A 13,948-nucleotide genomic window follows, 5' to 3' on the forward strand; every position below is an offset into this window, starting at 1 on the left:
TGGGGTGGGGGCGCGGGGGGGGGGGGGGGGCCCCCCCCGAGGCTTTACAGCGTGCATGAAAAAAAGTTCCCTCGTGAAACACTTGCGCCGGCGCCTGCTGGCGCTTGGCGAACCCCCATTCCAGAGCCCTTCGTTCACCTGGGTATGCTTTGGATATATCACCAATATCCGGTTGTGACCTGGCCGCCCCGCAACTAGCCTCACAGCTCGTCACCCATACTTTTAACACCCGCAGCGCATCTGGGAGGGAGCCCGGCGCTCATCAAGGGGTTTTGCCATCATGCCGTTCAGTACCGACGCATTGAATGTCCTGGTACGAGAAATCTCCCCCACGCTGCGCTTCGCAACACTCCACCAATTGGTGCAGCAGTTGGGCTTCGACTTTTTCGGCTTCACCTGCTGGACCAGCTTCGACCACCGCCCGTTGCTCTTCAGTACCTTTCCGGTGGGCTGGATCCAGAACTACAAGCGCAGGCAATACATCGACACCGATCCGCGGATCGAGCATTGTCGACGCTCGATCATGCCGATCTTCTGGACCGAGGAGTTCTTTCGCCCGGTGGCCGGCATGTGGGAGGACGCCCAGGCGTTCGGCCTGTGCAACGGCTGGTCGCAGGGGGCTCATTCGGAAGGGGTGTTCAGCATCCTCGACGTAGCCCGTGAAGAGGGCAGCATCTCCGATGAGGAGTGGTACGAGAAGGCCGGGCAGGTCTTGCTGCTGTGCAACCTGATCCACATGAACCAGGCCGAGGAACTCAAGCGCAAGATCGGCACCCTGCACTTGAGCGAACGCGAGATTGAAGTGCTGCGCTGGTCCGCCACCGGCAAGACGGCTGAGGAAGTGGCCGGCATTCTGAATCTTTCGGAGTCGACGGTGAACTTCCATGCGCGCAACACCATCGTCAAGCTCGGCGTGCAGAACAAGGTGGCGGCCATCGCCCGTGCCGCCCGGCTGGGGTTGTTCATGACCCGGGAAACACACCCGAGCGCGGAAGTGACCGACTACGGACGCCGGGCAACGGACTGGCCGCTGGCTGCCGGAGCTTGAGCCAGAGCCTTTTATTGCACCTTTATGACGACTGGCGATAACCATATGCCCCGGTTTGGGGCATTTGTTTTAAGTCTGCTCAAGAGTCACTCTCATCTACGAGCGCTGCGATAGCATAAAGCCAGCCTTAAACCATTCAGTTAGTTAGCAAGCTTTCAGTTGGCCTGGTAGTTGCCTCTCAAAATCCATTGGGATGTCGTCATTGGAGAGGTCTATGTCGCTTACAAGCAACTCCATGCATTTATCAGGGGAAGAGCGCCGCTGGCTGCCGTGGTTCGGCAAGACCGGCAAACTGGCCATGGGTTGGGCTTGCCGGGTCAACCGTTCGGCCTATCCGGTCATCGAGCAGACGTTCGAAGCCATTGCTGAAACCCGGGTCAAGCTGCTCAACAGTTGGGCCCTGGAACAATGGGAACACCTTGCCGAACTGGCCCAGGGGCTGGGCGACCTGAGCGGCATCGACCCTCACGCCCTGCAGGAAAAACTGCAACAGGCCGAGGATTTTTCCGAACTGTTCGTCGTCGATTCAGCGGGCAAGCTGCTGGCTTCGACCTGGAACAGTCAGGACCGCCGCAGCGTCAACCCGGCAGCCCTTGCCGAAGGCCTGAAAGCGCCGTTCCTGCACGGGCCCTACAGCGATCCGCTGACCCAGGCCATCGGCCCGTCCTCGTCGCGCTTCCATGACGAAGTGACGCTGATGTTCTACCAGCCGGTGAAAGTGGCGGGCAAAGTGCTCGGCTGCCTCTGCGGGCGGGTGCCCAACGACGTGCTGGGCGACCTGATCCAGCGCGAGGCCGGGCATATCTTCGCCGAGTCCGGGGACAACTACCTGTTCATGGTCCAGTCGCGCTTCGACCCCAGCCTGCAGCCGGGCGTGGCGCTGTCGCGCTCGCGCTTCGAAGACGGCACCTTCAGCCATGGCGAGAACCTCAAAAGCGGGGTGCACACCGCCTGGAAGACCGTGCAGGTACAGCGCCACACCGAACTGGAACTGCGCTTCACCGATCCTGCGACCCAGCAACTGCACCCCGGCGTGCGTGAAACCATCCGCAACGGTTCGAACCTGTTCGTCACCTACCCGGGCTATTCCGACTACCGCCATATCCCGGTGGTGGGCAAGGGCGTGACCTTCCAGATGCCGGGCTCGCCGGACCGCTGGGGCATGATGTGCGAGGCCGACCTGGAAGAAGTCTATCGCCGCCGCTCGCTCAGCTACGGCCTGATGAAACCGTACCTGGCGACCATGCTCGGCCTGTTCGCCTGCAACTACCTGGTCCAGCACTACAGTGGGCTGTCGCAACACCTGATCGATCTCTGCGAGGCCGGCAGCCTGGTGATCGCCGCCGTGATCTTCAGCACCCTCGGCCCGAAACGCCTGGCGGTGCGCATCAACGAAATGACCGGGGTCATCCGCACCATCGCCGAGGGCGAGGGCAATTTGCGCCAGCGCCTGGACACCTCGCGCATGGCCAACGACGAAACCGGCGACATGGGGCGCTGGATCAACAGCTTTATCGACCACCTGGACTCGGTGGTCGGGCAAGTGGTCAAGGCCAGCCACAGCGTTGGCACCACCAACCAGATGATGCTCGGCCGCAGCCGAGAGGCCAGCAGCACCTCGATGGAAGTGGCTGACGCCATCCACCGCATGATGGTCATCGTCGAAGAGCAACTGGGCGAGATCCAGCAGGCGTCCGCCGGTGCAGAACAGATGAAGCAGGCCATGGACGAAGTGGTCGAGCGCGCCCGCAAACAGTTCCACACCGTGCAGGAGGGCACCCAATCGATCCGCGATGTGGTCGAGCGCTCGGCGTCCAGCGTGCAACTGCTCGACAGCCGCATGGCCGAGATCGGCAAGATCAGCGGCCTGATCAGTGACATCACCAACCAGACCAACCTGCTGGCCCTCAACGCCGCCATCGAAGCGGCGCGGGCGGGGGAACATGGCCGTGGCTTCGCCGTGGTCGCCGATGAAGTCCGCAGCCTTGCCGCCCGCACCTCCAGCGCCGCCGAAGAAATCCGCTTGACCGTGGAGAGCCTGCAAGGCGAAACCCAAAAAGCCGTAGGCTTTATGGAAGATGGCGTAAAGAACGTCGACCAAAGCCTCGGCCTGGCCGAGCAAGCGTCCTCGGAAAACGTGCAACTGCACCAGGCCGTGGAAAACATGTTCAGCATCATCCAGCAGCTCAACCAGCGCAGCCTGGATTACGGCCGGACCATCAAGGAAGTCGACCAGTCCTCGGTGGAAATGCACCAGACCGTCAGCGTCCTGCACGCCAGCGCCGAAACCGTGCGCCTCAACGCCAACAAACTGCAAAAACTGGTGGGCCTGTTCGAAGTCACCCGCGCCAGCAGCGGCCAGCGTGCCGCTGCTTGAAACGAACCCTTGGAGCAGGGCGGTTACGTAGGAAAAACCGCCCGCTTCCAGGACGAAAACTTTTTTAAATCAGGGGGTTGCCAGCATGGGTGAATGCACGCATAATGGCGTCCATCGAAAGCGACGAGAAATAAAATTCTCAACGTTTTCAAAGAGTTAGAGAAATCAACGATTTCCGAAACTCATCAGAGGCCGAGTAGCAAAGTGGTTATGCTCCGGATTGCAAATCCGTCTACGCCGGTTCGATTCCGACCTCGGCCTCCATATTCGAAAGCCCCGCAGATTAAGGTCTGCGGGGTTTTTTCTTGTGCGTGGAAAAGTGCGAGAGTTCCGAAACTTTAGGGGTGGAGTTCCGAAACTTCGTCATTTCGAAGGCTTCGCGATGGCGCCCACTCGCCGGTAAACGCGCTCGGTCATTTCCGCTTTGGAGTGGCCCAGTAGGGTGCTAGCTTCACCCAAGTCGTTGATCTCGGAAGCCGCCTTTGGGCGGATGTCTCGGAACTGGAACAGCTCGATCTGCTTGGCGAGGTCGGTCTTCTTCTCAGTCCTGGCTTTGGCCGCCGCTGCCGCCCTAGCATCTGCCCAACGGTTGCGCAGCATCCCCCAGCTCATCCGCTTGCCATCTTCGTTCAGGATGTAAAACGGTGACAGGTGGTGACTGTTCCGGCGCTCGATGCGGTCCAGCAAGCCGCCCAAAGCGTTCTGCACTCCGTCGACCTCGAGCAGGATCCTCAGCTTTTTGCCCGTCTTGCCTTGGGCTGTCCTAAGATACATTCCTTCCCTAGGCTCTGTACGAAATCCCGAGAAACCCAATCGGCACCCCTCGGGAGCTTAGATTTTGTAGAGTCGGCGGCTATCTACGGAAAGGATTTCTGTGATGGCAAAGCGTTACGAGCTCTCGGACGAGGCCTGGACTGTGGTTGCTGATCTCTTTACCGAAACCCGTGGCCGGGGGCGCCCTCGTCTGAGCGACCGCCTGATGCTCGATGCCGTGCTCTGGGTGCTTTGCTCGGATGCTGCGTGGCGAGATATGCCGGAGCGCTTTGGCCCTTGGTCAACGGTGTATCAACGGTTTCGGGGCTGGCGAAACCAAGGGACATTCGATCAGATGCTCAAACGCTTGCATCTGAGATTGAATGAGCAAGGCTTGATCGATTTGCAAACCTGGATGATCGACTCAACCGCAGTACGTGCAACCCGAGCCTCTTCTGGCGCCGGGAAAAAAGGGGGCCTGACGAGCCTGCCGATCACGCTCTAGGCCGCAGCCGCGCTGGCCTGACAACCAAAGTCCACATGCTCTGCGACGCCAACGGGACACCGTTGCGCTTCCTGCTCTCTGGCGGTCAAGCCAGTGACATCAGCTACGCCCAACCCCTGTTGGACGAGGTCAGCATTCCCTCTAGCCAACGTGGCCGCCCGTATAAACGCTGTAAATGGCTGCTTGCCGACAAGGGCTACGACGCCGAAGCGCTACGCCGTTATTGCGACCGATATCGAATGCAACCCGTCATCCCGCTGCGCTCGATGAAGCGCAAACCCAAGCCTGGCTTACCAAGACTGTTTGATCGACCCAAGTACCGACAACGCAACATCATCGAGCGCATGTTTGGCTGGCTGAAAGAGAACCGCCGGATCGTGACGCGCTTCGACAAACTCGCGGAAAGCTATGCCGCTATGGTCTCGCTGGCTTGTTCCATGTGCTGTTTGCGACATCTCTTTTCGTACAGAACCTAGCTAGCACCAAGGCAGTGAACGAAGTTTCAGAATGTGTATTGTTCGCTTGGCAGGAGCAGTCACTTACTGGCGCCCATTACGACGCCTCTCTTCAGCCATTGCCTAAAGGTGGGAAAACTGTTGTAAGTGCCGGTCAGGTTGAGTTTGCAGATTTCAAGCCGGTAAATAACGGAACGAAGGTTGAGGTGTATTTCCAGTCCGGCTTGATGGATTGGCGAAAGAACAGACGAACCGAGGCAGTTCAACGCTGCCTTTAACATTGCCGCCCCAAGGCGGCTTTTTTGTGCCCGGAGTAACTCATGGCAATGACAGCGGCTCACTACACTCCTCGCACCAAGATCCTGTTGGGCGGATCTTTGGCGAAGAAATATGGCCGAGAGCCCTAGTTGTCGTGGCAACAATCGCGTCGCGGCTGGTGGTGCATGGGGGGGGGGGGGTGACCTGTGTATCTCTTGCGGTAGGCGGCGTCATCCAGATGCTCAGCCCTCAAGCCAAACGCCTGAAGACCAGCGCCGCCCCTGAGAACACCCCGGGCTACGCCTTCGGCAGCGCCAAGAACACCACGGCCAGCGGCAACCCCGTACCGCTCTGCCTGGGGCGCAGGCGATGGGGTGGCGCGGTTATCAGTGCCGCGATCTACGCCGAAGACCAGATGTAACAGTTAGTCAGATTTTCCAATAATGTCCTCGCACTCTGCGTAAGCATCGGCCAGCTTTTTCTCTTCTGGATTTATAGCGAATAAGTGTTGCATTGCTTTGTTCATAGTTCTCCATGCAGTGATGTAGGCGTTCGCTTTTGCCTGTGCGTTTAGAAAAGTCAGGATGGCCGTGCATATCGCCACTCCGGCACTGATTTCGGTTTGGTAGTCTGGATATATTTTTGCAGATACAACTATTGCCCCGACTGTTGCTGCCATCCCGAAAATGTAATGTATGGCGGACCAGCAAGCGAAGCAAAAGAACCAGCCTTTCATAATGGATTTTATTGATCTTATCGTTGCGCTGTTCTCGGCCATTCCTTTCTCCTGATATGTACGTGGCGTCGCTAATGCTCGCCACTAACCTGACTGTGTAAATGAAGCTCTTATTTCAAAAAAAGCAACTTTAAGGCGTTCTGAGGACTTTCCATGGATACACCACAGCTCGATATTCACGGCGCCAAGGGCGGGTCGAACAAGCCGAAGACTCCGACTGAAGCGCCAGACAGCCTGCGCTCGGTCGCTGTGGCAAAAATGCTGCTCGCCGTGGGCGAGGGTGAATTCGAGGGCACGCCAACTGCCCGGGACATCTATCTGGACAACACCCCACTGGCCGACCCGGCCGGTAATCTGAACTTCCCGAACGTGAGATGGGAATGGCGTACCGGGTCGGTGGAGCAGGGCCATATCCCAGGCATCCTGTCCATCGAGAACGAGATCAGCGAATGCGTCGAACTGCGCAGCGACAACGCCTATCCGACAAGCGACACGCTCCTCATGACCCGGCTTGCTGGCGTGGCGTTGGAGCAGATATTCAGGACGGGCTACAGGTGCAGCAAGGCCGAGGTCCTGCTGATGGATCTACGACAACCCGGGGAATTCTCGGAGGATTTGTTTGCAGCCAGACAGTCAGCCGGCAGCGACCGCCTGATGCAGGTGATGGACGACATCAATGGGAGATGGGGAAGGGGGACGATGCGTGCCGCCAGTGTGCCGGTGGCACCGGACTGGGGAATGAGGCGGGATATGATGAGTCAGTCGTTTACGACCAAGCTCGATCAGTTGTGGACGGTGAGGTGCAATTAGATTGCGAGAGAGGGCGCCGAGGCGCCCGCTGTGTTTTCGATCAGAGTTGGGCTGGCGTAGGTCCGAAGCGGTCCATCAGTGAGCGCACCATCTGGTCGTCGGCGCTTTCCCAAACGGTGAGTACGGTATTTACCTGGGGGACAGGATGACCTAGAACCACGGCGTACCTAGCGGTCATCACGCGGTCTGACGGCGCCTCTCGACTAACCACTTTCCCAAGATCTATTTTTTCTGATCCTCGCTCCCAGCCGCGAGGCGTCAGGTGCCATTCAGTCCATTCATCACTAGCTACCATTACTCGACTCCTTGTTGTGATGGCACGCACTCTGTCTCAGGCCAAGAGCCCCTAAAATCCGTCCCAAAACTAAAGCCCCGACCCTTTTAGAGTGCGGCTTGTGGCGATGGTAAATCCAAATAGTTTTGGAACCAGTGCGCGCTCCAAAGCCGCACCCTGTCTGGCTTTCGCCATCGGATTGCAAATCCGTCTACGCCGGTTCGATTCCGACCTCGGCCTCCATATTCGAAAGCCCCGCAGATTAAGGTCTGCGGGGCTTTTTTTGTGCTTGCGGATTGTCACTGGGCCACCGGTTTGGGACAAATTTGGGACATCGAAGGAAATTGCGTGTCCCGCAAGCGCCCGGCAAACTCCGCTGCATGGCAACTTTCGAACAGCGCCCAGGCGGCGCATGGCGGGCCAAGATCCGCCGCAAGGGATATCCCGTACTCTCCGCGAGCTTCGACACCAAGGCGGAGGCCCAGCGCTGGCTTCCGGCGGTACGTCCGGCCTGGACTACACCGCCATTCCCGCAACGGCATCAATGCTCGGAATCAAGCGCCGCGACCTCACCGACATTTTTCCCGATCCCCGCGTAATGGCGGTAGAGGCCTTGGCCGTCATGGCCGATGCAGGCTGAGCAAAATGCCATCAGGTGCAAAGAATGCTCAGAGCTATTTAAAATAGCTCCCCTCTGTCAATTCAAAGGAATGAGCTTGTGGTAAGTCAACATGCAGTCGCCTGCCCTCAGTGTCACGGTCAAAGCGTGCAGCTTCTTTCTGTCATTCATGCAGCAGGAACCTCTCATATCCAAGCCACTCATGAGGCGCACTCAGGGTTCGGGCCGCGTGTGAACGTTGAAACGACTGGACGTCAGCAAACCAATCTGGCTGCAAGCGTCGCCCCTCCAGGGGCTAAGCGTTTGCGGGGACCATTGGTTCTTGCGGGGGTGGGGGGCATCATTTTGTACGATGGCCTCAAATTGTCTTGGGAGGTGGATTGGGGCAGGTTCTTCATCGGTGTGACGTTCATCACAATCGGTGTGATCGGATTTGTGCGGCATTGGAGGCACAACGTTGTGCAATATGATGAATACGAAGAGTGGCGCCGTACTTGGATGTGCCATTCCTGCGGTACTAGATTTCAACCCTCTTAACTCCTGTAGTTCCCGAACTATTGCTAAGCCCGCCTAGTGCGGGCTTTTTGTTGTCTGTCTGGAGCAGATCATGACAACGATTGCCTCCCTTGGTCCGCGATAAGGGCGACAGCGATTCGAAGGCCCAGGTCGAGGATTAGGTAAGGCAAGAAGCACAGCGTCGGCATGCGGCGCAGGATGAGGCGATGCTTTGACTATGTTTCCACCGTAACAGCGACACGACTGCTAATGATCTGCGTGCGGATGGATTTCCTGAGGCGGTAGTTACTGCGGTAGAGGCGCTGAAAGGCGCCAAGCAAGATCTGACGCGCATCAACAAATGGAAGAAGCACTCGTTCGCCGCGAAGGGGCTGGCTGCGCTACGGTCAGCCGCCAGCCTCGCCGGGGTGGCGTTTATTTGAGATTCATCCCTCTGCCTGATACCGTCGCGGCCTTGCCTATAGGAGGAATGGATGAAGAAATTTAAGTTTTGGGCTTTTTTTGCTGGCGCGGTGCTGATGGTCTTCGCCGGTATCTTGTTCACCGTGAAGGGCTTCACGGACAGCCCTTGGTATTTCGCGGCTGCCCCCCTCTATGTGATTCTGGCCGTGTCGTCCGGGGTAACGGCTTCCAGGCTTCGAAAAGCGTAGGGAAGGCGCCGGCGGGCGGCACTGCTGGGTCAGGCTGCGCGGACTTTGAAAGTAAGCATGTCCGCGATCCGTGTCGGCATTCTTGAAGCCGTATTCAGCCTTTCGGCCGGTCAACTCTTCCAGTGCGATTTGCAGGGCGTAACGCTCGGCGGGATCACCAAAGGCATAGGCGCCACCAATAAACCTTCTTGGTCACGCCAGAGTTCTACCCGCCGTTACTTGGTACTGACCTGCCCCCGCGCATACATAAAAATCGAACCATGATCCGGGATCTTGCACGTGATCACCCCCGGCGCGCCCGGGACTTTTTTATCGTCCAGGGTAATGACGTTGGCGAGGTGGAAATATTGGTGGTCTTCGAGATTCTTGGCGGAGGCGGCCGAGAATGCCAAGCGGCTTAGTACGGCGGTAAACGCTTCGTAGCACTGGTCTTCTTGGCTCAGTTTCATTTCGGCCAGTTTGCGATCACTCATGACCGCCATTTCGACGAGCACCGGTTCGGCGGATGTTGACTTGGGGTCGGCTTCGACGCTGTCCATTGCGTAGCTGATTTTCATCTTGCGCGGATTGGTGTGATAGCGCTGGAACTTGGGATTCTTCAACGCATAGGCCAAGCCTTTCTCGGGGTCCAGGTAGAGCGTTACGTCGTAGGTATTCTGCACGCGCTTGCCGATCAGATCTGATGCCGCCTGGGCGCTTTGCAGGCTGGCAGTCAACATTGCTGCAGTGAGCGCGCTGGTGATGAGGGCGATTTTCATTGTTTGCTTTTCGATCCGTGGTGGCGAGTGTTAGGCGGTCGGGGATGCTTTCATAAGCGAATGCCGTTACGCACCCGGTGTGTTTGATCGCGAGTTCTTTGCAAGTTCAATGGCTGCGTTAATAGCGGCCCGGGCCTGGGGGCTGTTCTTCCAGCACGTCGAGCCCACTGTTGCCGATGCTTGAGCCAGGATGTCACTCGTATTCGCTTCGCTGAGCACCGCGAGTGAGTCGATGCCCATTTGCTCAAGTCGGGCGATTACGGTCGGCCCTACGCCCTTCAAGGCCAGCAACGCATTGTGTTCCGTGGGTGGAAATGGCATCTGTAAACTCCTGTTATCGGCCAATCCAAGTCAGCGGAGTTTGCCCGACGGGGCAGGGCATCTCAATGTTCCTTTCGCCATCCACATGCAACCCTGGCGTGATTCGTTGAAAACAGCTATTGCTGAAGCTTCAGCATTTGACCGATTCAGGAGTTGCCATGAAGCAATTATTACTGGGCGCTGTACTGGCTTGCGCCGCGGGGTTTGCCAATGCCGGGATCCCGCTGATTAACGCCACCTGCCCGGGTAACCTGGAGGTGCACGCCGACGAAGGCGGCCCGATTTATATCAACGGTAAAGAGGCCAAGATGAAAAGGTTCAGCGATAGCTACTTCGAGGCAAAAGGCAGCGGGGTGACTGTCTCGCTCATGATCAAGCCAGACGGCTCGCCTGATCTGTCCTATACCGGTAAAGGCGGCGTCCACGGCGTTTGCGAGTTGGTCGAGCAGGACTGATGTCTCTATAAAAAGAAAGAAGGAGCTTTCCCAGATGATCGCGAAGCTGTTGGTCACCATTGGCGTGGTCTTTTATGCCGTGCTCGTGCCTATCCTCGAAATCAATGAAACCCATGTTTTCAATCAGGCGTGGGCGCCCCATGCGCGCTTGCATGAGACCTGGCAGTTGTTCACGAACACAGCAATTGGCGTTTACAGCGTCTGGCTCGTCTGGATCAAGGGTGACCTCAAACTGGCGAGCCTTCTTACCTTGTTCGTTACTGGCGGGTTCTTGATGGCCTATTGGCTGAGGGACGGTTACGGTGGGTCGATGGTGCTTACCGACGGTTCGGAGAAGATGATTCTGGGCATCAACCTCGGACTCTTTGCGTATACGCTGGCGATTCTGCTGGCGGGCATTGCTATTGCAATGGAACGAAGGCATCGCGGTGTACAGTCGGACGCCTGAGTTATTTGATCAGCGCACATGATGACAATGGACTGAGGAACGTTTCATGGCTGAAGAAGACGCGCAGTACTCGAAAAAAGTATATGACGGCCTCCTGCAGAATCCGCTGTCGGTTCTCAAGCAGGCCAGTATCGAAGTCAACAGCCTTGATCCCGCCGGCAGCCCCATGGTCCGCACACTGGCGTTTGCCGCCGCTGGCACAAACATCGTCATCGATAAGTCGCCGATGATCGCCAGCGGCATGTTGAAGATCGAAATAGACGGCGCAATCGAGCGTCCAATGATTGTTTCGCCAATGCGTGGTCATGGATTACCGGTCGGGAACGGTGTGGGCGATCGCCACCAGGCTGCCGAAGTGTTCGATGCGACGGTGGGCGAGGAGCAACTCTGGGTAACCGAGTTGCAGACGGGATGTACCACTTTGATGTTGGACTGGGGACGCAGCCGCTATTCGCTGGTCCATCTTCAGCCAAGCGAGGATGCGCAATTCAATCGCGCGAGCCAGGCAATCATGTGGGTGGGCAACAAAACGACGTATGCCTACAAGAACACCTGGCTCAAACAGGAAATGACCACGGTCGTGAACAACACAACGACGACCAAGAGCACGCCGCAGCGATACATCATGGTGCAGTCGATGTTTGAGTCCTCGCGCAAACATTCGACGCAAGTCATCGGTATTCGCCGGAAAACCGAGTTCGATTTCTACCGGCAGCGGCGGGTAGATAATAAAAACGTGGTGGAGAAGCTGACCTGGAGTACATGGCGCTCGTACCTGCCTTATTTCTCTTACTGAACGTTATTCCCCTCGCGTGATGGGTGGCCTGTAGAATCGCGAGATATTTGAGACGTGAATTCAGGAGTCAGGGTGAGAGGCATAGAAAAATTCGTATCATTGCGGTTCGGTCTCACGATCGTATTTATTGTGTTGGGCGCCTCCCTTCATAGCGCGGGCAAGGTCGGTTTCTGGGGGATGTTCGCCGTCATGATGCTGCCGAATATCGCCTTTGCACTGCTCCGGTTCAGAAAGTCCCCGGCGAGCACATCGAGAGATTTACAGGAGTAATCGATATGGCCAGCAATACCAGAAACCCGTTCAACTTCGCCGGCGTGCCGCTGGTTGCAATCGGCGCCGCGTTCGCGGCCGTTGGTGCGTCAGGGCAACCCGCCTTTGGTTATACCGCTGTGGGGCTGCTGATTCCGGGCGCGGTCTTGCTGATTGTTGGCGCATGGCGAAATCGCAGGCAGTAGAAGTCGGGGAGCAACGGATAACCATGCAATTCATCAATATCCTGCACTCAGACGCCACTGTTCAGCAGCAAGTCCGGGCGTTGCGCAATCATCGTGATGTCCGGCGGTTCATGTACAGCGCTCACGAGATTTCTGAAGAAGAGCATTTGAACTGGCTGAGCACGCTGGTGGGAAGTACAAGGCAAACCGTGTTCGTCGTATTGCGTGATGACGCGCTGGCCGGAGTCGTTTCGCTGAATGCGATCAATGCCGTTCACCGCACGGCGGATTGGGCGTTTTATCTCGATCCTGAGCTGCAGGGCAAAGGCCTGGGAAGTGTTGTCGAGTTCTGGATGCTGGACCATGCATTCAATGCCGCCGGTCTCGAGAAACTCAATTGCGAGGTGCTTGAAAGCAATGCCGCCGTTGTGAAGATGCACCAGAAGTTCGGATTTACGGTTGAAGGTGTTCGGCGGCAGAACATCGAGAAGGATGGCGAGCGTATTGATGTGGTGTTGTTGGGGATTACCAGGGATGAGTGGCGGGTGCAGCGTCCGGCGATGTTGAGCCTTATCGAGCGGGTATCAAGGTAATAAGCCTTGTCTCGCTCAGCAAAGAGCCGCCAGGTAGTCTGATGCCCCTGTTGGTGCCCTTCGCGAGCAAGCTCGCTCCTACAGTGTAGGAGCGAGCTTGCTCGCGAAGGGCTGCAAAGCAGCCCCAATAGGGTTAACCGGCAGCCTGCTTTTTCGCAACGTCCGTCAATAGCGCCTCAGATAGCGCCTGGCAGATTTCCAGTGACTGGTAAGTGCTCCAGGCGACGTCTGCCACGGGCCGGGAAAGCATCTCGCACAGTTGCGCATTGGTTTCGAATGCCGCGGTGAGTGCCGCTGACAGGTGGGCCAGCGCGTCCTGGATATCGACGTCCGCACGCACGGCAAACAGCGGGGCATGCGCGCCGTTGCATGAGCCGAAGTGACCGAGGAAGGGCGTCGGAATGGGTGGATCTGGAACAATCTTTTTCATTGTGAAGCTCCTCTGGGCTGTGGAGCCGCCACATACGTGACCAAACGATAGGTGACGACTGTACGCAGGTTGGTCAACCGGGCCCGAGGAAACCGGCGCACCCGAGGGCGCCCCGCGCACAGCCGCCATAAAACGAAATGACAGCCACAAAAAAGCGCCCGCTCGAACGGATGGGGCGCTAGTGCGCATCGGACTCAGGTGACCAAACCTGATCGCTGAATTGGCAGCGACCAGCGCAGACTAGGCACCGATTCCCATGAGCGCAACCGCTGAGAAGGCGCGAAAGTATGATTGGGAAACTGCCTACACGAAAGTCGGACGTGGACTAATTTTCGTTGCGTTATGCAACACCTGACAGTCCGAAATTTCCCATCACGCGCAAACAAGAATCACGGCTCGCCGCGAACTCAGCTCTCGGTGTCACCAACCATTTGATTACGCAGCAGTGGCATTGCCGGCCAAGGTCAGGTATTTAACCTGCGCTGGCATGTGGCCGGCAAATGGAGAGTCAAGATGACCAAAAGCAGGGCAATCATGATCTTTGGGATTGTAAGCAACGTGCTGGCGTTGGCCTTTATTATCGCCAACCTGAAAATTGATAAAGAATGCAGCACGGTCGATCAGAGCTGCGAAACGGTCCGCTACTCGCTGATGGGCGCAACGCTCTGGCAAGCGCCAGGCAAGTAAGGCGGGCGAGCAATGCGGTCGAGAA

Annotated in this window: 15 protein-coding genes, 1 tRNA gene and 4 pseudogenes; 15 read left to right on the plus strand and 5 right to left on the minus strand. The window is 57.4% G+C overall.

The window, feature by feature from the left end; translation table 11 throughout:
- Positions 1-280 precede the first annotated feature (280 nt).
- The 3 genes from NTD82_RS23290 to NTD82_RS23300 all read left to right on the plus strand — a co-directional run bounded on the left by NTD82_RS23290 (position 281) and on the right by NTD82_RS23300 (position 3,689).
- Positions 281-1,048, plus strand: a complete 768-nt coding sequence (locus tag NTD82_RS23290) for an autoinducer binding domain-containing protein (protein ID WP_262130458.1) — start codon at positions 281-283, stop codon at positions 1,046-1,048.
- A gap of 1,723 nt (positions 1,049-2,771) precedes the next feature.
- Positions 2,772-3,425, plus strand: coding sequence for a methyl-accepting chemotaxis protein (locus NTD82_RS29490; RefSeq protein ID WP_410017086.1), 654 nt, complete (start codon positions 2,772-2,774; stop codon positions 3,423-3,425).
- Between the two features lie 190 nt (positions 3,426-3,615).
- Positions 3,616-3,689, plus strand: a tRNA-Cys gene (locus NTD82_RS23300).
- Positions 3,690-3,788: 99 nt separating this feature from the next.
- Here the strand turns inward: NTD82_RS23300 and NTD82_RS23305 are convergent.
- Positions 3,789-4,133 carry a hypothetical protein gene (locus NTD82_RS23305; protein WP_262130460.1) on the minus strand — a complete coding sequence of 115 codons (345 nt, stop codon included), beginning with the start codon at positions 4,131-4,133 and terminating at the stop codon, positions 3,789-3,791.
- 169 nt (positions 4,134-4,302) lie between these two features.
- Between NTD82_RS23305 and NTD82_RS23310 the strand changes: the two genes are divergently transcribed.
- Together NTD82_RS23310 and NTD82_RS23315 are read left to right on the plus strand one after the other, a co-directional pair.
- Positions 4,303-5,159 (plus strand): IS5 family transposase gene (locus NTD82_RS23310; protein ID WP_262130461.1). Its coding sequence is split into 2 segments (ribosomal slippage): positions 4,303-4,651 and positions 4,651-5,159, totalling 858 coding nucleotides; the frame shifts between segments, so codons are not numbered across the junction.
- 451 nt (positions 5,160-5,610) lie between these two features.
- Positions 5,611-5,817: pseudogene (locus NTD82_RS23315) on the plus strand (tail assembly protein); the annotation flags it as partial.
- A gap of 3 nt (positions 5,818-5,820) precedes the next feature.
- On the opposite strand, the gene NTD82_RS23320 reads toward NTD82_RS23315, so the two are convergent.
- Positions 5,821-6,174, minus strand: coding sequence for a hypothetical protein (locus NTD82_RS23320; protein ID WP_262130462.1), 354 nt, complete (start codon positions 6,172-6,174; stop codon positions 5,821-5,823).
- Between the two features lie 111 nt (positions 6,175-6,285).
- Between NTD82_RS23320 and NTD82_RS23325 the strand changes: the two are divergent.
- The 4 genes and pseudogenes from NTD82_RS23325 to NTD82_RS23345 form a co-directional block, all read left to right on the plus strand.
- Positions 6,286-6,577: pseudogene (locus tag NTD82_RS23325) on the plus strand (hypothetical protein); the annotation flags it as partial.
- Positions 6,578-6,609: 32 nt separating this feature from the next.
- Positions 6,610-6,942 (plus strand): annotated as a pseudogene (locus NTD82_RS23330) (DUF4113 domain-containing protein); the annotation flags it as partial.
- 654 nt (positions 6,943-7,596) lie between these two features.
- A pseudogene (locus tag NTD82_RS23335) lies at positions 7,597-7,707 on the plus strand (site-specific integrase); the annotation flags it as partial.
- 1,117 nt (positions 7,708-8,824) lie between these two features.
- On the plus strand, positions 8,825-9,001 hold the full coding sequence (locus NTD82_RS23345) for a hypothetical protein (protein ID WP_262130463.1): 177 nt from the start codon (positions 8,825-8,827) through the stop codon (positions 8,999-9,001).
- Between the two features lie 215 nt (positions 9,002-9,216).
- Here the strand turns inward: NTD82_RS23345 and NTD82_RS23350 are convergent, their stop codons facing one another.
- Both NTD82_RS23350 and NTD82_RS23355 read right to left on the minus strand, forming a co-directional pair.
- Positions 9,217-9,759: a hypothetical protein gene (locus tag NTD82_RS23350; protein WP_262130464.1), complete on the minus strand. Its 543-nt coding sequence runs from the start codon at positions 9,757-9,759 to the stop codon at positions 9,217-9,219.
- A 66-nt stretch (positions 9,760-9,825) separates the two neighbouring features.
- Entirely contained in the window at positions 9,826-10,080 is a 255-nt protein-coding gene (locus tag NTD82_RS23355; RefSeq protein ID WP_095153814.1) for a Pathogenicity locus, read from the minus strand.
- A gap of 158 nt (positions 10,081-10,238) precedes the next feature.
- Here NTD82_RS23355 and NTD82_RS23360 point away from each other — a divergent pair, with 158 nt between their 5' ends.
- From NTD82_RS23360 to pseH, 5 genes are all read left to right on the plus strand, one after another.
- Positions 10,239-10,535 carry a hypothetical protein gene (locus NTD82_RS23360; protein ID WP_262130465.1) on the plus strand — a complete coding sequence of 99 codons (297 nt, stop codon included), beginning with the start codon at positions 10,239-10,241 and terminating at the stop codon, positions 10,533-10,535.
- 34 nt (positions 10,536-10,569) lie between these two features.
- On the plus strand, positions 10,570-10,983 hold the full coding sequence (locus tag NTD82_RS23365) for a hypothetical protein (protein ID WP_095153812.1): 414 nt from the start codon (positions 10,570-10,572) through the stop codon (positions 10,981-10,983).
- 46 nt (positions 10,984-11,029) lie between these two features.
- A complete protein-coding gene (locus tag NTD82_RS23370) occupies positions 11,030-11,779 on the plus strand; it encodes a hypothetical protein (protein ID WP_262130466.1) in 750 nt (249 codons plus the stop codon).
- Between the two features lie 275 nt (positions 11,780-12,054).
- Entirely contained in the window at positions 12,055-12,234 is a 180-nt protein-coding gene (locus NTD82_RS23375) for a hypothetical protein (protein ID WP_262130467.1), read from the plus strand.
- 23 nt (positions 12,235-12,257) lie between these two features.
- A complete protein-coding gene (gene pseH / locus NTD82_RS23380) occupies positions 12,258-12,806 on the plus strand; it encodes a UDP-4-amino-4,6-dideoxy-N-acetyl-beta-L-altrosamine N-acetyltransferase (protein WP_262130468.1) in 549 nt (182 codons plus the stop codon).
- A 133-nt stretch (positions 12,807-12,939) separates the two neighbouring features.
- Here pseH and NTD82_RS23385 read toward each other — a convergent pair whose 3' ends face one another.
- On the minus strand, positions 12,940-13,236 hold the full coding sequence (locus NTD82_RS23385) for a DUF3077 domain-containing protein (protein WP_262130469.1): 297 nt from the start codon (positions 13,234-13,236) through the stop codon (positions 12,940-12,942).
- A 513-nt stretch (positions 13,237-13,749) separates the two neighbouring features.
- Here NTD82_RS23385 and NTD82_RS23390 point away from each other — a divergent pair.
- The gene (locus NTD82_RS23390; protein WP_157969688.1) at positions 13,750-13,923 is read left to right on the plus strand and encodes a hypothetical protein; all 174 of its coding nucleotides are present in this window, start codon (positions 13,750-13,752) and stop codon (positions 13,921-13,923) included.
- Positions 13,924-13,948: the final 25 nt, after the last annotated feature.

The sequence above is a fragment of the Pseudomonas sp. 5P_5.1_Bac1 genome (genome assembly GCF_025466015.1).
In the GTDB taxonomy this organism is placed as follows: Bacteria; Pseudomonadota; Gammaproteobacteria; order Pseudomonadales; family Pseudomonadaceae; genus Aquipseudomonas.

What these genes read in the sequence shown, in the direction of transcription:
- NTD82_RS23290 (WP_262130458.1), top strand. Translation starts at nt 281, where the DNA reads ATGCCGTTCAGTACCGACGCATTGAATGTCCTGGTACGAGAAATCTCC.
- NTD82_RS29490 (WP_410017086.1), top strand. Translation starts at nt 2,772, where the DNA reads ATGGACGAAGTGGTCGAGCGCGCCCGCAAACAGTTCCACACCGTGCAG.
- NTD82_RS23320 (WP_262130462.1), bottom strand. Translation starts at nt 6,174, where the DNA reads ATGGCCGAGAACAGCGCAACGATAAGATCAATAAAATCCATTATGAAA.
- NTD82_RS23345 (WP_262130463.1), top strand. Translation starts at nt 8,825, where the DNA reads ATGAAGAAATTTAAGTTTTGGGCTTTTTTTGCTGGCGCGGTGCTGATG.
- NTD82_RS23350 (WP_262130464.1), bottom strand. Translation starts at nt 9,759, where the DNA reads ATGAAAATCGCCCTCATCACCAGCGCGCTCACTGCAGCAATGTTGACT.
- NTD82_RS23355 (WP_095153814.1), bottom strand. Translation starts at nt 10,080, where the DNA reads ATGCCATTTCCACCCACGGAACACAATGCGTTGCTGGCCTTGAAGGGC.
- NTD82_RS23360 (WP_262130465.1), top strand. Translation starts at nt 10,239, where the DNA reads ATGAAGCAATTATTACTGGGCGCTGTACTGGCTTGCGCCGCGGGGTTT.
- NTD82_RS23365 (WP_095153812.1), top strand. Translation starts at nt 10,570, where the DNA reads ATGATCGCGAAGCTGTTGGTCACCATTGGCGTGGTCTTTTATGCCGTG.
- NTD82_RS23370 (WP_262130466.1), top strand. Translation starts at nt 11,030, where the DNA reads ATGGCTGAAGAAGACGCGCAGTACTCGAAAAAAGTATATGACGGCCTC.
- NTD82_RS23375 (WP_262130467.1), top strand. Translation starts at nt 12,055, where the DNA reads ATGGCCAGCAATACCAGAAACCCGTTCAACTTCGCCGGCGTGCCGCTG.
- pseH (WP_262130468.1), top strand. Translation starts at nt 12,258, where the DNA reads ATGCAATTCATCAATATCCTGCACTCAGACGCCACTGTTCAGCAGCAA.
- NTD82_RS23385 (WP_262130469.1), bottom strand. Translation starts at nt 13,236, where the DNA reads ATGAAAAAGATTGTTCCAGATCCACCCATTCCGACGCCCTTCCTCGGT.
- NTD82_RS23390 (WP_157969688.1), top strand. Translation starts at nt 13,750, where the DNA reads ATGACCAAAAGCAGGGCAATCATGATCTTTGGGATTGTAAGCAACGTG.